Origin of the sequence: Mycobacteroides sp. CBMA 271 (genome assembly GCF_009729205.1) — a bacterium.
Lineage (GTDB): Bacteria > Actinomycetota > Actinomycetes > Mycobacteriales > Mycobacteriaceae > Mycobacterium.
The window spans coordinates 511,819-524,618 of the sequence record NZ_VTHB01000001.1; the positions used below are offsets into that span (position 1 = coordinate 511,819).

Here is a 12,800-nt window from a genome sequence, read left to right on the forward strand (position 1 = left end):
CTCTGGCTAAGAATTTGCGGTCGACCGGTCCAGATCCGGCTCGAGGTAAATCACCTTCGCGATCGGAACCGCCTCCCGCACCCGCTGCTCCGCGCCGTCGATGGTGGCGGCGACCCGCGGCAGGTCGGCGTTAGGCGAGATCGCGATCTTCGCCGCGACCAATAGCTCCTCGGGCCCCAGATACTGGGTACGGCAATGGATTACCCGCTCGACGTGATCGGTGCCGGTAAGCGCGTCCAGGATCGCCCGTTCCTGTGCCGCGGTAGCGCCCTCGCCGATCAGCAGGCTCTTCATCTCGACCATCAGGACGATCGCGATGACGCCCAGCAGCACGCCGATCGCCATGGTGCCGATGCCGTCCCACACCGGGTCGCCTGTCACCACCGTCATACCGACGCCCGTCAAGGCCAGCACCAGACCCAGCAGCGCGCCGGTGTCCTCCAGCAGCACCACCGGTAGTTCCGGGTTGCGCGAGTTGCGGATGAACTGCCACCAGCTGGCTGTGCCCTTCAGCGGCTGGGACTCCACGAAGGCCGTGCGGAAGCTGTACCCCTCCAGTCCGATCGCCACCACCAGGATGACGATCGCCACAATCGGAGACGACAGATGCTCGGGGGCATGAATCTTGTGGTACCCCTCGTACAGGGCGAAGACCGACCCGAGCGTAAACAGCACCAGCGCAACAATGAAGGAGTAGAAGTACCGGCTGCGCCCATATCCAAACGGGTGCAGGCGATCTGCTTCCTTGCTCGCGGCACGCTGCCCGTACAGCAGTAGGCCCTGGTTCGAGGTGTCCGCCACCGAGTGCACAGCCTCGGCCAGCATCGAGGAACTCCCGGTGATCAAGAAGCCGACGAATTTAGCCACGGCGATACCGGCATTGGCTGCCAGTGCCGCAATGATCGCCTTCTTACTACCGCCTGCCGACATCGACTCTCCTTCTTTTCCCGCCCCGAAGATCGCTACGCGTCCGCGTCGACCGTTGCGATGAACACCCGGGCATCAGACTGCCCGATCAGCGTGACACTTCCGCCGTCGGCCGGCACCCAAACCGACTGCCCGGCATGTACTGCGAGGTCCGTCTCCGCGCCGTCCAGCTCGACGCGGCCCTGGGTGCACAGCAGTATCCGCGGCCCCTTGACCCCCACCGGTGTGCGCTCGCCGTCCACGAGATCGAACCGGGACAGGGCGAACTCCTTGGCGGGAGTGCGATACCACGTCTCCCCGTCGTCGGTGACCGTCTCGACGTGCAGATGCTTCTGGCTGGCCGGTGAAAAATCCAGCACCCGAAGCAATTCGGGTACGTCGACGTGTTTCGGAGTCAGTCCACCGCGCAATACGTTGTCGGAGTTGGCCATGATCTCTACCGCCAGACCACGCAGATACGCGTGCAGGTTCCCGGCAGGCAGATAGATCCCCTCCCCCGGTTCCAGGGTGAGCCGATTCAACAAAAGAGAGGCAAGCACCCCGGCGTCTGCGGGGTAGCGCTCACCCAATTCCAGCAGCGTGCGCGCCTCGGCGACAAAACGCCCGTCATCCGAGGACAGGTACCGCACCGCACCGTCCAACACGGCAGGCACCAGCTGATCCAGGCTCGGCTGCGGAAGTGTTATCCAGGTGGTGAACAGGGCCCGCAAGCCGTCGGCATCGGATTGGCCGTCCAGCAGATTCACGTACGGCGTCAGCTCGTCAACGTTCAAGGCACGAAACAGCTCGACCGTATCGGCCGGGTTGCGAAAACCTGCCAATGCTTCGAAACGGTCCAGTGCCACAACCAGTTCCGGCTTGTGATTCCGATCGCGGTAGTTGCGCACTGGAGAGTTAAGAGGCACGCCCGCCGCTTCCTCACGTGCGTATCCGTCGGCCGCCTGCTCCGCGCTGGGGTGTGCCTGCAGCGACAGCGGCTCGTCGGCGGCCAGCACCTTCAGCAGAAACGGCAGCTGATCGCCGAACTCCGCCACCGACGCCGACCCCAACTGCCCCGCCGGATCCGCGGCCACCACGTCGAGCAATGACTGTGCACCAGTGGCGGTTTCCAGGTAGGCCGGGTCGGCCGGATGCGCTCCCAGCCACAGCTCGGCCTCCGGATGCGGTGTGGGCGTACGGCGTCCGGTGAACTCGGCGATGGCCGTTCGCGAACCCCAGGCGTAGGTTCTGATCGCCCCCCTGAGCAGATTCACAGCCCGGATCTCCCCCCACCAAGCCGGGCGTAGACCGAGGCCATTTCGAATCGTGTCGCAAGCATCATCAACTGCGCCAGCTCCGATGGTCGCGCTGCCACCTCACCAAGGTCGGTGGTGCTCACCAGCTCTGCGTCGTCGACACCCTCGATCCGCGCCGCGACCGTCTCGAAGTCACCCGCGGTGGCCAGTGCCAGTATCCGCGGCGGCCCCTCGCCGCGCGGACCATCGATGAACTCGTCATGGAACAGCGATGACGACTCGGAACCTCTGCCCGACAATGCATCCCGCACCGCGGACAATGCCTGCGACAGGCCGCAGGCCGTGGCTGTGCGCTGCGTCAGTCGCAGCAAGGTCGATGCCGCATGCTCAGCCAGCGCCAGCGTGGCAGAACGATCCCCACACAGCACGGCGGGACCACCGGTCAAACGCGCCGCGATCGCCTTGGCGGCGTTGGTGAAGACTTCCCGCCCCACGGTGTTCCGGGACACCTCACCGTCCACCTCGTCGGCGATGGTCATGACATCGGCCGCGACGGTCCTGTCGACCACGCCCAGCACCGCGGCGCCCACCGCAAGATTGTGCGCCAGGCTGAACGTATCCGGCACACGCAATCGCGGTGCCAACGAAATCGCCCGACCCGCACCCGAATCCGCCAATGGTCCCTCATCGGGAGCCGCGATCACCACCCGAGCGCCCCGGCGAGTACCCACCGATACCGCAGCACTCAGCGCAGGGTCGCCGGCATCGTCACCGGCCACCACCATGACGTCCAGCGGGCCGATCCACACCGGCGCCCGCGTGGCAGTGACAAACGGAAGACTCACCGTGTCGGAAAAAGCCCCAGCCAGAATCGCCCCCGCAGTGGCGGCGGTGCCCCTGCCCGCGACCCACACGACGGCGCGCGATCGATCATCCGATCGCAGGTTGGCTAGTGCGCCTTCGGCGACGGCGGTACCCACGGCACGCACCTGCGAACCGGCCATGGACGCGGCCTCGAGCGAGCCATCCCGGTCGGCCGCCAACAGCCCCTCGGCGTCGTCCAGGTCGATGGTGGCGTTCATCAGGTCACGGCCGCGCTACGGCCGACCAACTCGGTGACACGCGTGACCACGCCCGCCACCTCTTCCTCAGTACGAGCCTCGACATTGAGACGCAGCAACGGCTCGGTGTTAGACGTGCGCAGGTTGAACCACGTTCCGGAGCCGACGTCGACGGTGACGCCATCCAGATGATCAATGGAAACAATCTGTGTATCAAATGATTTCAGGACGTCATCGATGCATGCCTTGGCATTCGCAACGCGGAAGTTGATCTCGCCCGACGACGCGTAGCGCTCGTAATCGGCCATCAGATCCGAGAGCGGCCGGTCCTGCTCGCTGAGCGCGGCGAGCACATGCAATGCCGCGAGCATGCCGGAGTCGGCTCCCCAGAAATCCCGGAAGTAGTAGTGGGCTGAGTGCTCTCCGCCGAAGATCGCTCCGGTCTCGGCCATCAGCGCCTTGATGTACGAGTGCCCCACCCGCGACCGCACCGGCGTGCCACCGTGCTCGACCACGAGCTCCGGAACGGCACGCGAGGTGATCAGGTTGTGGATGATGGTGCCACCGATCTCGCGCTCCAGTTCCCTGCGCGCCACCAAAGCGGTGACCGCGGAGGGCGACACGGCGCGACCACGCTCGTCGACCACGAAACAGCGGTCGGCATCGCCGTCGAAGGCGAGCCCGATATCGGCGCGTTCGGCGCAGACGAAGGCCTGCAAATCGCGCAAATTCTCCGGGTCAAGCGGATTGGCCTCGTGATTAGGGAAGTTGCCATCAAGCTCGAAGTACAAGGGCGCCAACGCGATCGACGAAATCGCACCGAGCACCGCCGGCGTGGTGTGTCCGGCCATGCCGTTACCGGCGTCCACCGCCACCCGAAGTGGGCGCGCCCCACTCAACGTAACCAGCGAGCGCAGGAACTCGCCGTACTCGGCGAGCACATCGCGCACGGCGACGGCGCCCTTCGCTCCGTCGTATGCCGGCACGCCCCTGATCAACTCATCGCTGATGATGGCCAGACCGGTGTCCTTACCCACGGGCTTGGCGCCCGCACGGCACAACTTGATTCCGTTGTACGCGGCCGGGTTATGGCTGGCGGTGAACATGGCCCCCGGGCAATCCAACAATCCGGATGCGAAATACAGCTGGTCGGTGGAGGCAAGCCCGATCTGCACGACATCGACACCCTGGGCAGTGACGCCGTCGGTGAATGCCTGAGCCAGGCTCGGCGACGAGTCCCGCATGTCGCGCCCCACCACGATCCGCAGCTGCGCGCCGGCGATGGTCTGCTCGGCTTTGACTAGCCGCGCAAAAGAGGCGCCCACATCGAAGACAAAGGACTCGTCGATCTGTTCACCCAGTAGGCCACGGACGTCATACGCCTTGATGACGGCGTGGACAGCGTCGACGGACCGGGCCATGACGAGGACACTCCTAGTGATCTGTTGAGAGGAAGGTGTTCGGTATCGCAGACCAGACTAGTGGTCGGCGCTCACCGAACGTGAACGTCCACCGAGCGAGGCTCGCCCGAGCGAGAAACGTCCGGCGAGACGGTACAGAATCTCACCGCACTAGCCTCACTCGGCACGAATGCTCGTTCGGACTAGCCTCACTCGCTGCACACGCTCGTTCGGGCGAGCCTCACTCGGCGGGATCAGGGAGAACCCGAAGGTGTCCACGCCGTCGACCGACCGGAGCCGGATGCACTGGCCTGGGGGCAGCAGCCGCGGCAGGCGAGCCCACATCGAGGATCGGCTCGCTGAAACCCGCCGCAGCGACCCTGACGCCAGTAGGTTCGCGCACCGCGTCGGCCAGCGCGACCAGGTCGTCATCCTCGGGGTTCGACGGCAAGGGTCCGCTATAGCGGACCAATTCCCACCCGCGGGGCGCGGTGATTCGGCTCGCGTGTTGCGCGCACAGGTCCCACGAATGCGGCTCGCTGGTTGTGGACAGCGGCCCGACCACGGCCGTCGAATCCGCATAGACGAACGTCAACGTCGCCACGGCGAAATTCGGGCACCCTGGCCGACAGCAACGACGGGGGGCTCTCACAAACGTTGAGGCTATCGTGCGCAAACACGTTCCGACCCGCAGACACGCCTAGTCACCGGGGCGAGACCCTCCGGTGACCTGCTCGTTGTGATTCGTCCGCCACAGCAGTCCCACCCTCCCCAATTTCCGCATACCATTCGGAACCATGTCACGCGACGGACGCCGCGGCGGGTCGGCTGCCGGATCAAGTTCACCGGGCTCACAGGGCTCCCGGCGGGGGCGCGATTTCCGCGGTCCCCTCCTGCCACCGACCGTTCCCGGATGGCGTACACGCGCGGAACGCTTCGACATGGCGGTACTGGAGGCTTACGAACCCATCGAACGGGCCTGGCAGGCGCGATTGGAGGGGTTGGACGTCGCAGTCGACGAAATTCCACGCATCCAGCCCAAGGATCCCGAGTCGGTGCAATGGCCGCCGGAGGTAATCGCGGACGGACCGATACCGCTGGCAAGACTGATTCCTGCGGGAGTGGACACCCGGGGCAATACCACCCGGGCGCGGATCGTGCTGTTTCGCAAGCCGATCGAACTACGCGCGAAGAAATCTGGAGACCTGTCGGATCTGCTGCACGATCTGCTGGTCGCGCAGGTTGCCACCCACTTAGGGGTGGAGCCCTCGGTGATCGACCCGACCATCACCGAGGAAGGCGACTAAACCGCCCGGTCGAGCACAAACGCCTAGCTAGATGATGCCCCGCTTCAGACGACGGCGCTCACGCTCGGACAGCCCACCCCAGATGCCGAACCGCTCGTCATTGGCCAGCGCGGATTCAAGGCATTCGTCCTTGACCTCGCAGCCCTGGCAGATGCGCTTGGCCTCACGAGTCGATCCGCCCTTCTCGGGGAAGAACGCCTCGGGATCGGTCTGTGCGCAGAGCGCTTTCTCCTGCCACTGATCGTCAGCAACTGCCATCAGCGCGTCAAAATCGTTCTGTACCAACGTTAGATGCGGACGTGCGGGCGGAAAGCCCGTCGCACCCGTGCCAACGCCGGAACTCAGCTCGTCGTGTACGCCTAATTCATTGCGTCCGTACAGCATCGTCCCGCCTCCTCACCATTCCCACTCGCAGTCATCGTGCCCGGTATGTGCCACATCTACTTTTCGGCCATTCCCATTCGAACATCTGATCGAATCCCGGTCTGCGCCTGTGACTTACAAACTCAGCCCGAGGAATGACACTGGTGTGATTACACACGTGTTCGCTGCCGGGGTCAAGCGAAGGAGAAAAATTCATACCATCTCCTACCGACAAAAACGGCGTGGCGCCCTCGTGGCGTGTCGCGACATTGCCGGCGCACTAGTCTCGGAGACCGTGAAACTCACCGTCCTCGTCGGCGGCGTCGGCGGAGCGCGGTTCCTCCTCGGCGTCCAGCGCTTGCTCGGATCAGACTCCAGCAAGCATCAGATAAACGCCATCGTGAACATTGGCGACGACGCCTGGATGCACGGTGTCAGGATCTGCCCTGACCTGGACACCTGCATGTACACCCTGGGCGGAGGGGTCGACCCGGACCGGGGCTGGGGGCACCGAGGCGAGACCTGGAATGCCATGGAGGAGCTCGCCGCGTACGGCGCCCAACCCGACTGGTTCTCGCTCGGCGACAGGGACCTGGCCACTCACCTGATACGCAGTCAAATGCTGCGAGCCGGCTACCCGCTATCAGCGGTCACCGAAGCGTTATGCAATCGATGGCAGCCCGGGGTGCGGCTGTTACCGGCCAGCGACGACCGCTGCGAGACCCACGTAGTGATCACCGACCCCGCCGACGGCGAGCAGCGCGCCGTCCACTTTCAGCAGTGGTGGGTGCAGCACCGAGCACAAGTCCCCACCCACAGTTTCGCGTTCGTCGGCGCGGACGAAGCAAAGTCGGGCCCAGGTGTTGCCGAGGCCATCGCCGAGGCCGATGCGGTCTTGCTGGCTCCGTCCAATCCGGTAGTGAGCATCGGCTCCATCCTGGCGGTCGGCGGAGTTCGCGGGGCGCTCCGCACAACCTCCGCTCCGGTCATCGGATACTCGCCGATCGTGTCCGGCAAGCCACTGCGCGGAATGGCCGACGAATGTTTGCGCGTGATCGGTGTCGAGGTCAGCTCGCAGGGTGTCGGGGAACACTTCGGCGCCCGCTCCGGGACCGGAATCCTGGACGGTTGGCTGATCGACGAGGGTGACGCCGCTCACATCGAAGGCATCCAGGTACGGTCGATTCCGCTACTCATGACCGACCCCGACGCCACCGCCGCCATGGTGCGCGCGGGCCTTGACATGGCCGGAGTTACCCTATGAGTTCACCTGCGGATTCCCCTGCCCCCGAACATGGTTCGGCCAGTCCGATCGAGATTCTACCAGTAGTTGGCATGCCCGAATTCCGCCCAGGCGACGACGTCGCCGCCGCCATTACCGCGGCAGCGCCATGGGTACGCGACGGCGATGTGGTGGTGATCACAAGCAAGATCATTTCCAAGGCAGAGGGACGGATAGTCGCCGCGCCCGCCGACCCCGACGCGCGAGACGCCTTGCGGCGTAAATTGATCGACTCCGAGTCGGTCCGCGTGCTGGCTCGCAAGGGCAAGACACTGATCACCGAGAACACCATCGGCATCGTCCAGGCCGCGGCCGGAATCGACGCATCCAATGTGGACACCGCCGAACTCGTGCTACTTCCCGTCGATCCCGACGCCAGCGCGGCGACGGTCCGCTCAGCTGTATCACGACAGCTGGGCGTGAACGTGGCCGTGGTGATCACCGACACCATGGGGCGGGCCTGGCGCAACGGACAGACCGATGCCGCCATCGGCTCGTCCGGCATTCCCGTCCTGTACGGCTACGCGGGCGCAAAGGACAAGCACGGCAACGAGCTTCAGGTGACCGAGGTCGCCATCGCCGACGAGATCGCCGCCGCCGCCGATCTGGTGAAGGGAAAGCTCACTGACGTTCCAGTCGCGGTGGTCCGGGGCCTGTCGGTGCCCGACGACGGCAGCGTGGCCCGCAATCTGCTGCGCTCGGGTCCGGACGACCTGTTCTGGCTCGGCACCGCCGAGGCCTTGGAGCAGGGGCGTCGCGACGCGGTGCTGGTGCGCCGATCCATCCGGGAATTCGCCGACATCGCAGTCGATCCCGACATGTTGCGAGAGGCCATCGGGGAGGCCTTGACTGCCCCCGCGCCGCATCACACCCATCCGGTGAGGTTCGTGTGGGTACGCGACGCAGAGACGCGGCGCGCACTCTTGGACGCTCTGAAACAGGCCTGGGTCAGCGACCTCACCGCGGACGGTCACGCCCAAGAGTCCGCGGAAAAGCGCGTGTCCCGCGGACAGATCCTTTATGACGCACCGGAAATCGTGATCCCGTTCCTGGTGCCCGATGGCGCTCACGACTATCCCGACGAGCGGAGGACGGCCGCGGAACGCACCATGTTCACCGTCGCCGTGGGTGCCGCGGTGCAGGCGCTGTTGGTCGCGTTGGCTGCGCGAGGTGTGGGCAGCTGCTGGATCGGGTCCACGATCTTCGCCGCAGACGTGGTGCGCGGCCAGCTCGAACTTGACGCATCGTGGGAGCCCATGGGCGCCATCGCGATTGGGTACCCCGAAGAACCAATGGAACCCCGCTCTCCCCTGCCTCCCGGCCAGATGCTGGTGGAACTGTGATGAGCGTTGGCCTGCACGAATCCACCGTCGAGCTGCTCTCATCGTGGGAGGCACCCGATCCCGAGCAGGACAGCGTGCGACATGCGGTGCTGGCATTTCTCGATGCAAATCCGGACGCGTGCCGTCGCCGCAGTGCCTCCGGCCACATCACCGCCTCGGCACTCGTGGTCAACCATGACGGATCTGAGGCGCTGCTGACCCTGCACCCCCGGGTGGGCAAGTGGCTGCAGCTGGGTGGCCACTGCGAGGATGAGGACGCCACCATCGGGGCGGCGGCGCTGCGGGAGGCCACCGAGGAATCCGGCATCGATGGCCTTGTTCTTTCCCCGAACTTACTTGCGGTGCACGTACATCCGATCACTTGCTCATTGGACGTACCGACACGCCACCTCGATCTGCAATTCCTGGCGCGCGCACCGGAAGGCGCACAGATCACCGTCAGCGATGAATCGCTCGACCTGCGCTGGTGGCCCATCGACCAGGTCCCGGCCGACGACCACTCCGTCGTCACATTGGCGCGGCGTGCCGAGGCGCGGCTGCGCTAGTGACCCTCGACACGCAGATAGATGCGTGATTTCCCGGAGGGCAGCTCACCGGTGAAGACGCTGATGCCGTACATGCTGTCGGCAACCCCATAGCGCCCATGTGGCATCTCGCATGAGAACCCGGCCTTCAACCAGTCCGGATCCGTCCGTTGCGGTATGCGATCACAGGGTACCTGCTCGGTCCGAATGGGCTTTCCGCGCAGCAGCATTGGCTCCGGGGGCGACGCCGACTCGAAGGCCCCGGAACGCCATCCCTGGCCCACGAACGGTTCGGGGAAGTACGTCATGGAGACCAGGGTGTACGAGTCGGGAATGATCAGCTCGACCATCTTGAGGTTGTCTCGGGCGCGCTTCAGGTCGAGCGCCTGTCGCTCGTAGTCAACCTTGCCGGAACAGCCGATCAGTGCGAGAGCAGTTGCGCCACAAGCCAATAGCCGCCCGATGTACATCGGCTATACGTCCGACGAGTACCGGATGCCGCCGTCGGGAATGGTGACTCCGGGCCATACCCGAGCGCCGCGCAGGAGCTCGCATCGGGCGCCGATATCGGCGCCGTCGCCAATCACCCCGTCGCGCACCAATGCCCGCGGACCGATGCGTGCACCGAATCCGATGATCGAGCGCTCCACCACGGCGCCCGCCTCGATGCGCGCGCCATCGAACACGACCGCACCGTCAAGCCGTGCTCCCGGGCCGATTTCGGCACCACGTCCCACCACGGTGCCGCCGATCACCAGCGCGCCGGGCGCCACCGAGGCACCGTCGTGCACCAACGCCTCCCCCGGATGTTCGGGGATCGCTGGAGACGGCGCGATGCCTCGAACCAGATCGGCCGAGCCACGCACGAAGTCCTCAGGAGTGCCCATATCGCGCCAGTAGCTGGTGTCCACGAATCCGCACACCTTTGCGCCGCTGCTGAGCAATCCCGGAAAGACCTCCCGCTCAACCGAAACCGGCCGGCCCGTCGGGATCTGCTCGATGAGCTCGCGGCGGAACACATAGCACCCGGCATTGATCTGATCGGTGGGCGGATCCTCGGTCTTCTCCAGGAACGCGGTGACCCGTCCATCGGAATCGGTGGGCACGCAACCGAATGCGCGCGGATCACCCACCCGCACCAGATGCAAGGTCAGGTCGGCCTGCGTCTGTTCATGCTGCGCCATCAGTTGTTTCAGATCCAGACCGGACAACACATCACCGTTGAAGATCAGTGAGGTGTCGTAGCGCAGGTGGTCCAGCACATTCCGGATGGCACCGCCGGTCCCCAGCGGTTCGTCCTCGTACACATAGGTGATCGACAGGCCTAGCTTGGATCCGTCGCCGAACTCCGACTCGAAGACCTCTGCCTTATAGGACGTCCCGAGCACCACATGGTCGATCCCGGCCGCCGCCACTCGCGACAGCACATGCGTCAGGAAGGGGAAGCCTGCGATGGGCAACATCGGTTTGGGCGCCGAGAGGGTGAGCGGGCGCAGCCGGGTGCCCTGCCCTCCCACCAAGATGACGGCATCGGCTTTCATGCGCTCAGACATATCACCCTCCTTGCTTCTGCTGGCGCCGATTGGCGCGGATCGCGGCGCGCACCACGACCGTGGATCTCGCGGCGAGCGCCCCCCGGATGCTCCAGCGCAACGGCGCCTGCCACCAGCGCGGATGACGGTCCGACTGGAAGATGTAGACACTGTCGTGGTGCGCGCCCAGGCTGCGCGCCGGATCGCGTCCGGCGGCATGACCTTTCGCATGCACGACCTCGGCGCTGGGCGCGTACACGTTCTGCCAGCCCGCCCGCGCTAGCCGGTCCCCGAGGTCGACGTCCTCCATGTACATGAAGTAACGCGGGTCGAATCCGCCAATCGCGTCATAGGCCGTGCGCCGCAGCAGCAGGCAGGAGCCGGACAGCCACCCGACGACGCGCTCGGACGGCTCCATCCGGTCCTGGCGGTACGCCGCCGTCCACGGATTTGAGGGCCACACCGAACCCAGGAGTGCGTGCAGTCCGCCCCCCGCCAGGGTGGGCACCACCCGTGCAGAGGGATACACCGAGCCGTCGGGCTCGCGTATCAACGGGCCCAACGCGCCCGCGGCAGGCCAGCGTTCCGCAACCTCCAGCAGGTCATCGAGACTCCCCGGACCCCACTGCACATCCGGGTTGGCAACCACGATCCACTCGGCATCCGGGTCGACCTGGGCGACTCCCAGGTTGGCGGCCTGCCCATACCCGACGTTGCCTCCGGTACGGAGGAGCTCGACGTCGTGATCCTGCGCGGCGGCCTCAGGTGCGCCATCGGTGGAACCGTTGTCGGCGAGGATCACGCGCAGCGGCCGGTCCGTCGCGTGACGGAGCGTCGTGAGAAAGCGGTGCAGATGCTCGCCAGGCGAGTACGTCACCGTCACAACGGCAAGCTGGTCCTTCACGGATGAGCCACTTGGGCGAAGAGGATCCGGCACGGTGCTAGAGGGTACCTATGCCTGTTCTGTGGCCAACGCCGCAGCCAACGCGTCCCGCCAATCGCGAAGCGGAGGCAGACCCAGCTCTGCCCAGTGGCCGCCATCGAGTGCCGAATACACCGGCCGGGGCGCCGGGCGCGGCATATCGGCAGACAGGCACGGCTGAACCCGCGAGGGATCGGCTCCCACCAGCTCGAACACGACCTTCGCCCAGTCGAATCGATTCACGACACCGCCCCCGGCGGCATGCAAGAGTGGCGCATCGACGGAAGAAGCCGCCAAGTCCAGCAGCGCATCCGCGAGATCCGCCGCGTACGTCGGGGACCCGGTCTGGTCGGTCACCACACGGACGGGCCCGTCCCCGGCCGCCAGTCGCCTCATGACGCCGACGAAGTCGCCTCCGACTCCGGTATAGACCCACGCCGTACGCACCACCTGGGCCGTCGGCAACACATCATGAACAGCCTGTTCTCCGGCGAACTTGGTGCGCGCGTAAACACCCGTCGGGGCCGTAGCGTCATCCGGACGGTACGGATGCGGACTCCCGTCGCCGAACTCCCCACCGAACACGTAGTCGGTCGAGATATGGATCATCCGGGCGCCAACCTCGCGGCACGCCCGGGCCACCCTGGCCGCACCCTCGGCGTTCACCGCATATGCCCTGGCCTCGTCGGTTTCCGCGACGTCCACCGCGGTGTAGGCGGCGCAATTGATCACGGTGTCCCCCGCAGCAACCACACCATCAGGCGTACCGTCACGGGTAATATCCCAGTCGGTAGAGGTCAGAGGACGAATGGGGAGTCCGCGACGCTTAGTTCGGGCTATGAGGTGAGAGCCGAGTTGGCCCCCTGCTCCAGTGATGACAAGCACGCCCAGAGTCTGGCACGCC

At 65.6% G+C, this 12,800-nt stretch carries 14 protein-coding genes; 4 read left to right on the forward strand and 10 right to left on the reverse strand.

The features are described from left to right. Nucleotides 1-6: 6 nt before the first annotated feature. The 5 genes from FZI91_RS02540 to FZI91_RS02560 form a co-directional block, all read right to left on the reverse strand. Nucleotides 7-930 (reverse strand): cation diffusion facilitator family transporter, encoded by a 924-nt coding sequence (locus tag FZI91_RS02540; RefSeq protein ID WP_155937079.1) that lies wholly within the window; start codon nucleotides 928-930, stop codon nucleotides 7-9. 32 nt (nucleotides 931-962) lie between these two features. Further along, nucleotides 963-2,180 carry a mannose-6-phosphate isomerase, class I gene (manA, locus tag FZI91_RS02545; protein ID WP_162525734.1) on the reverse strand — a complete coding sequence of 406 codons (1,218 nt, stop codon included), beginning with the start codon at nucleotides 2,178-2,180 and terminating at the stop codon, nucleotides 963-965. Beyond that, nucleotides 2,177-3,244 (reverse strand): TobH protein, encoded by a 1,068-nt coding sequence (locus FZI91_RS02550; RefSeq protein ID WP_155937080.1) that lies wholly within the window; start codon nucleotides 3,242-3,244, stop codon nucleotides 2,177-2,179. Before FZI91_RS02550 ends, manA begins: the two co-directional genes overlap by 4 nt. Further along, nucleotides 3,244-4,644: a phosphomannomutase/phosphoglucomutase gene (locus tag FZI91_RS02555; RefSeq protein ID WP_155937081.1), complete on the reverse strand. Its 1,401-nt coding sequence runs from the start codon at nucleotides 4,642-4,644 to the stop codon at nucleotides 3,244-3,246. The genes FZI91_RS02550 and FZI91_RS02555 overlap by 1 nt, the downstream gene beginning before the upstream one ends. A 220-nt stretch (nucleotides 4,645-4,864) precedes the next feature. Beyond that, nucleotides 4,865-5,275 carry a DUF3499 domain-containing protein gene (locus tag FZI91_RS02560; RefSeq protein WP_162525733.1) on the reverse strand — a complete coding sequence of 137 codons (411 nt, stop codon included), beginning with the start codon at nucleotides 5,273-5,275 and terminating at the stop codon, nucleotides 4,865-4,867. A gap of 145 nt (nucleotides 5,276-5,420) precedes the next feature. On the opposite strand from FZI91_RS02560, the gene FZI91_RS02565 reads away from it, so the two are divergent. After that, nucleotides 5,421-5,930 carry a metallopeptidase family protein gene (locus FZI91_RS02565; protein WP_155937083.1) on the forward strand — a complete coding sequence of 170 codons (510 nt, stop codon included), beginning with the start codon at nucleotides 5,421-5,423 and terminating at the stop codon, nucleotides 5,928-5,930. 27 nt (nucleotides 5,931-5,957) lie between these two features. Here FZI91_RS02565 and FZI91_RS23625 read toward each other — a convergent pair whose 3' ends face one another. Then, a complete protein-coding gene (locus FZI91_RS23625; protein WP_162525768.1) occupies nucleotides 5,958-6,188 on the reverse strand; it encodes a WhiB family transcriptional regulator in 231 nt (76 codons plus the stop codon). A 400-nt stretch (nucleotides 6,189-6,588) separates the two neighbouring features. On the opposite strand from FZI91_RS23625, the gene cofD reads away from it, so the two are divergent. Genes cofD through FZI91_RS02585 form a run of 3 tightly spaced genes read left to right on the forward strand, consistent with a single transcriptional unit; the run spans nucleotide 6,589 to nucleotide 9,463 of the window. Further along, nucleotides 6,589-7,557, forward strand: coding sequence for a 2-phospho-L-lactate transferase (gene cofD / locus FZI91_RS02575; protein ID WP_162525732.1), 969 nt, complete (start codon nucleotides 6,589-6,591; stop codon nucleotides 7,555-7,557). Then, on the forward strand, nucleotides 7,554-8,918 hold the full coding sequence (locus FZI91_RS02580) for a coenzyme F420-0:L-glutamate ligase (protein ID WP_155937085.1): 1,365 nt from the start codon (nucleotides 7,554-7,556) through the stop codon (nucleotides 8,916-8,918). The genes cofD and FZI91_RS02580 overlap by 4 nt, the downstream gene beginning before the upstream one ends. Further along, a complete protein-coding gene (locus tag FZI91_RS02585) occupies nucleotides 8,918-9,463 on the forward strand; it encodes an NUDIX hydrolase (RefSeq protein ID WP_155937086.1) in 546 nt (181 codons plus the stop codon). The genes FZI91_RS02580 and FZI91_RS02585 overlap by 1 nt, the downstream gene beginning before the upstream one ends. Here FZI91_RS02585 and FZI91_RS02590 read toward each other — a convergent pair. From FZI91_RS02590 to rfbD, 4 genes are read right to left on the reverse strand one after another with little or no spacing between them, the layout of a single operon-like run. Beyond that, nucleotides 9,460-9,912 carry a hypothetical protein gene (locus FZI91_RS02590; protein WP_155937087.1) on the reverse strand — a complete coding sequence of 151 codons (453 nt, stop codon included), beginning with the start codon at nucleotides 9,910-9,912 and terminating at the stop codon, nucleotides 9,460-9,462. The two genes, FZI91_RS02585 and FZI91_RS02590, sit on opposite strands and share 4 nt — an antisense overlap. 3 nt (nucleotides 9,913-9,915) lie before the next feature. Beyond that, nucleotides 9,916-10,995 (reverse strand): sugar phosphate nucleotidyltransferase, encoded by a 1,080-nt coding sequence (locus FZI91_RS02595; RefSeq protein WP_155937088.1) that lies wholly within the window; start codon nucleotides 10,993-10,995, stop codon nucleotides 9,916-9,918. Nucleotide 10,996: 1 nt separating this feature from the next. After that, entirely contained in the window at nucleotides 10,997-11,911 is a 915-nt protein-coding gene (locus FZI91_RS02600; RefSeq protein ID WP_375234346.1) for a glycosyltransferase family 2 protein, read from the reverse strand. 15 nt (nucleotides 11,912-11,926) lie between these two features. After that, on the reverse strand, nucleotides 11,927-12,781 hold the full coding sequence (gene rfbD, locus FZI91_RS02605) for a dTDP-4-dehydrorhamnose reductase (protein WP_162525731.1): 855 nt from the start codon (nucleotides 12,779-12,781) through the stop codon (nucleotides 11,927-11,929). Nucleotides 12,782-12,800: the final 19 nt, after the last annotated feature.

Bases quoted from the DNA above. Each gene is read 5' to 3' on its own strand.
- FZI91_RS02540 (WP_155937079.1), bottom strand. From the start codon at position 930: ATGTCGGCAGGCGGTAGTAAGAAGGCGATCATTGCGGCACTGGCAGCC.
- FZI91_RS02565 (WP_155937083.1), top strand. From the start codon at position 5,421: ATGTCACGCGACGGACGCCGCGGCGGGTCGGCTGCCGGATCAAGTTCA.
- FZI91_RS23625 (WP_162525768.1), bottom strand. From the start codon at position 6,188: ATGGCAGTTGCTGACGATCAGTGGCAGGAGAAAGCGCTCTGCGCACAG.
- FZI91_RS02590 (WP_155937087.1), bottom strand. From the start codon at position 9,912: ATGTACATCGGGCGGCTATTGGCTTGTGGCGCAACTGCTCTCGCACTG.
- FZI91_RS02555 (WP_155937081.1), bottom strand. From the start codon at position 4,644: ATGGCCCGGTCCGTCGACGCTGTCCACGCCGTCATCAAGGCGTATGAC.
- FZI91_RS02585 (WP_155937086.1), top strand. From the start codon at position 8,918: ATGAGCGTTGGCCTGCACGAATCCACCGTCGAGCTGCTCTCATCGTGG.
- FZI91_RS02580 (WP_155937085.1), top strand. From the start codon at position 7,554: ATGAGTTCACCTGCGGATTCCCCTGCCCCCGAACATGGTTCGGCCAGT.
- FZI91_RS02595 (WP_155937088.1), bottom strand. From the start codon at position 10,995: ATGTCTGAGCGCATGAAAGCCGATGCCGTCATCTTGGTGGGAGGGCAG.
- FZI91_RS02550 (WP_155937080.1), bottom strand. From the start codon at position 3,244: ATGAACGCCACCATCGACCTGGACGACGCCGAGGGGCTGTTGGCGGCC.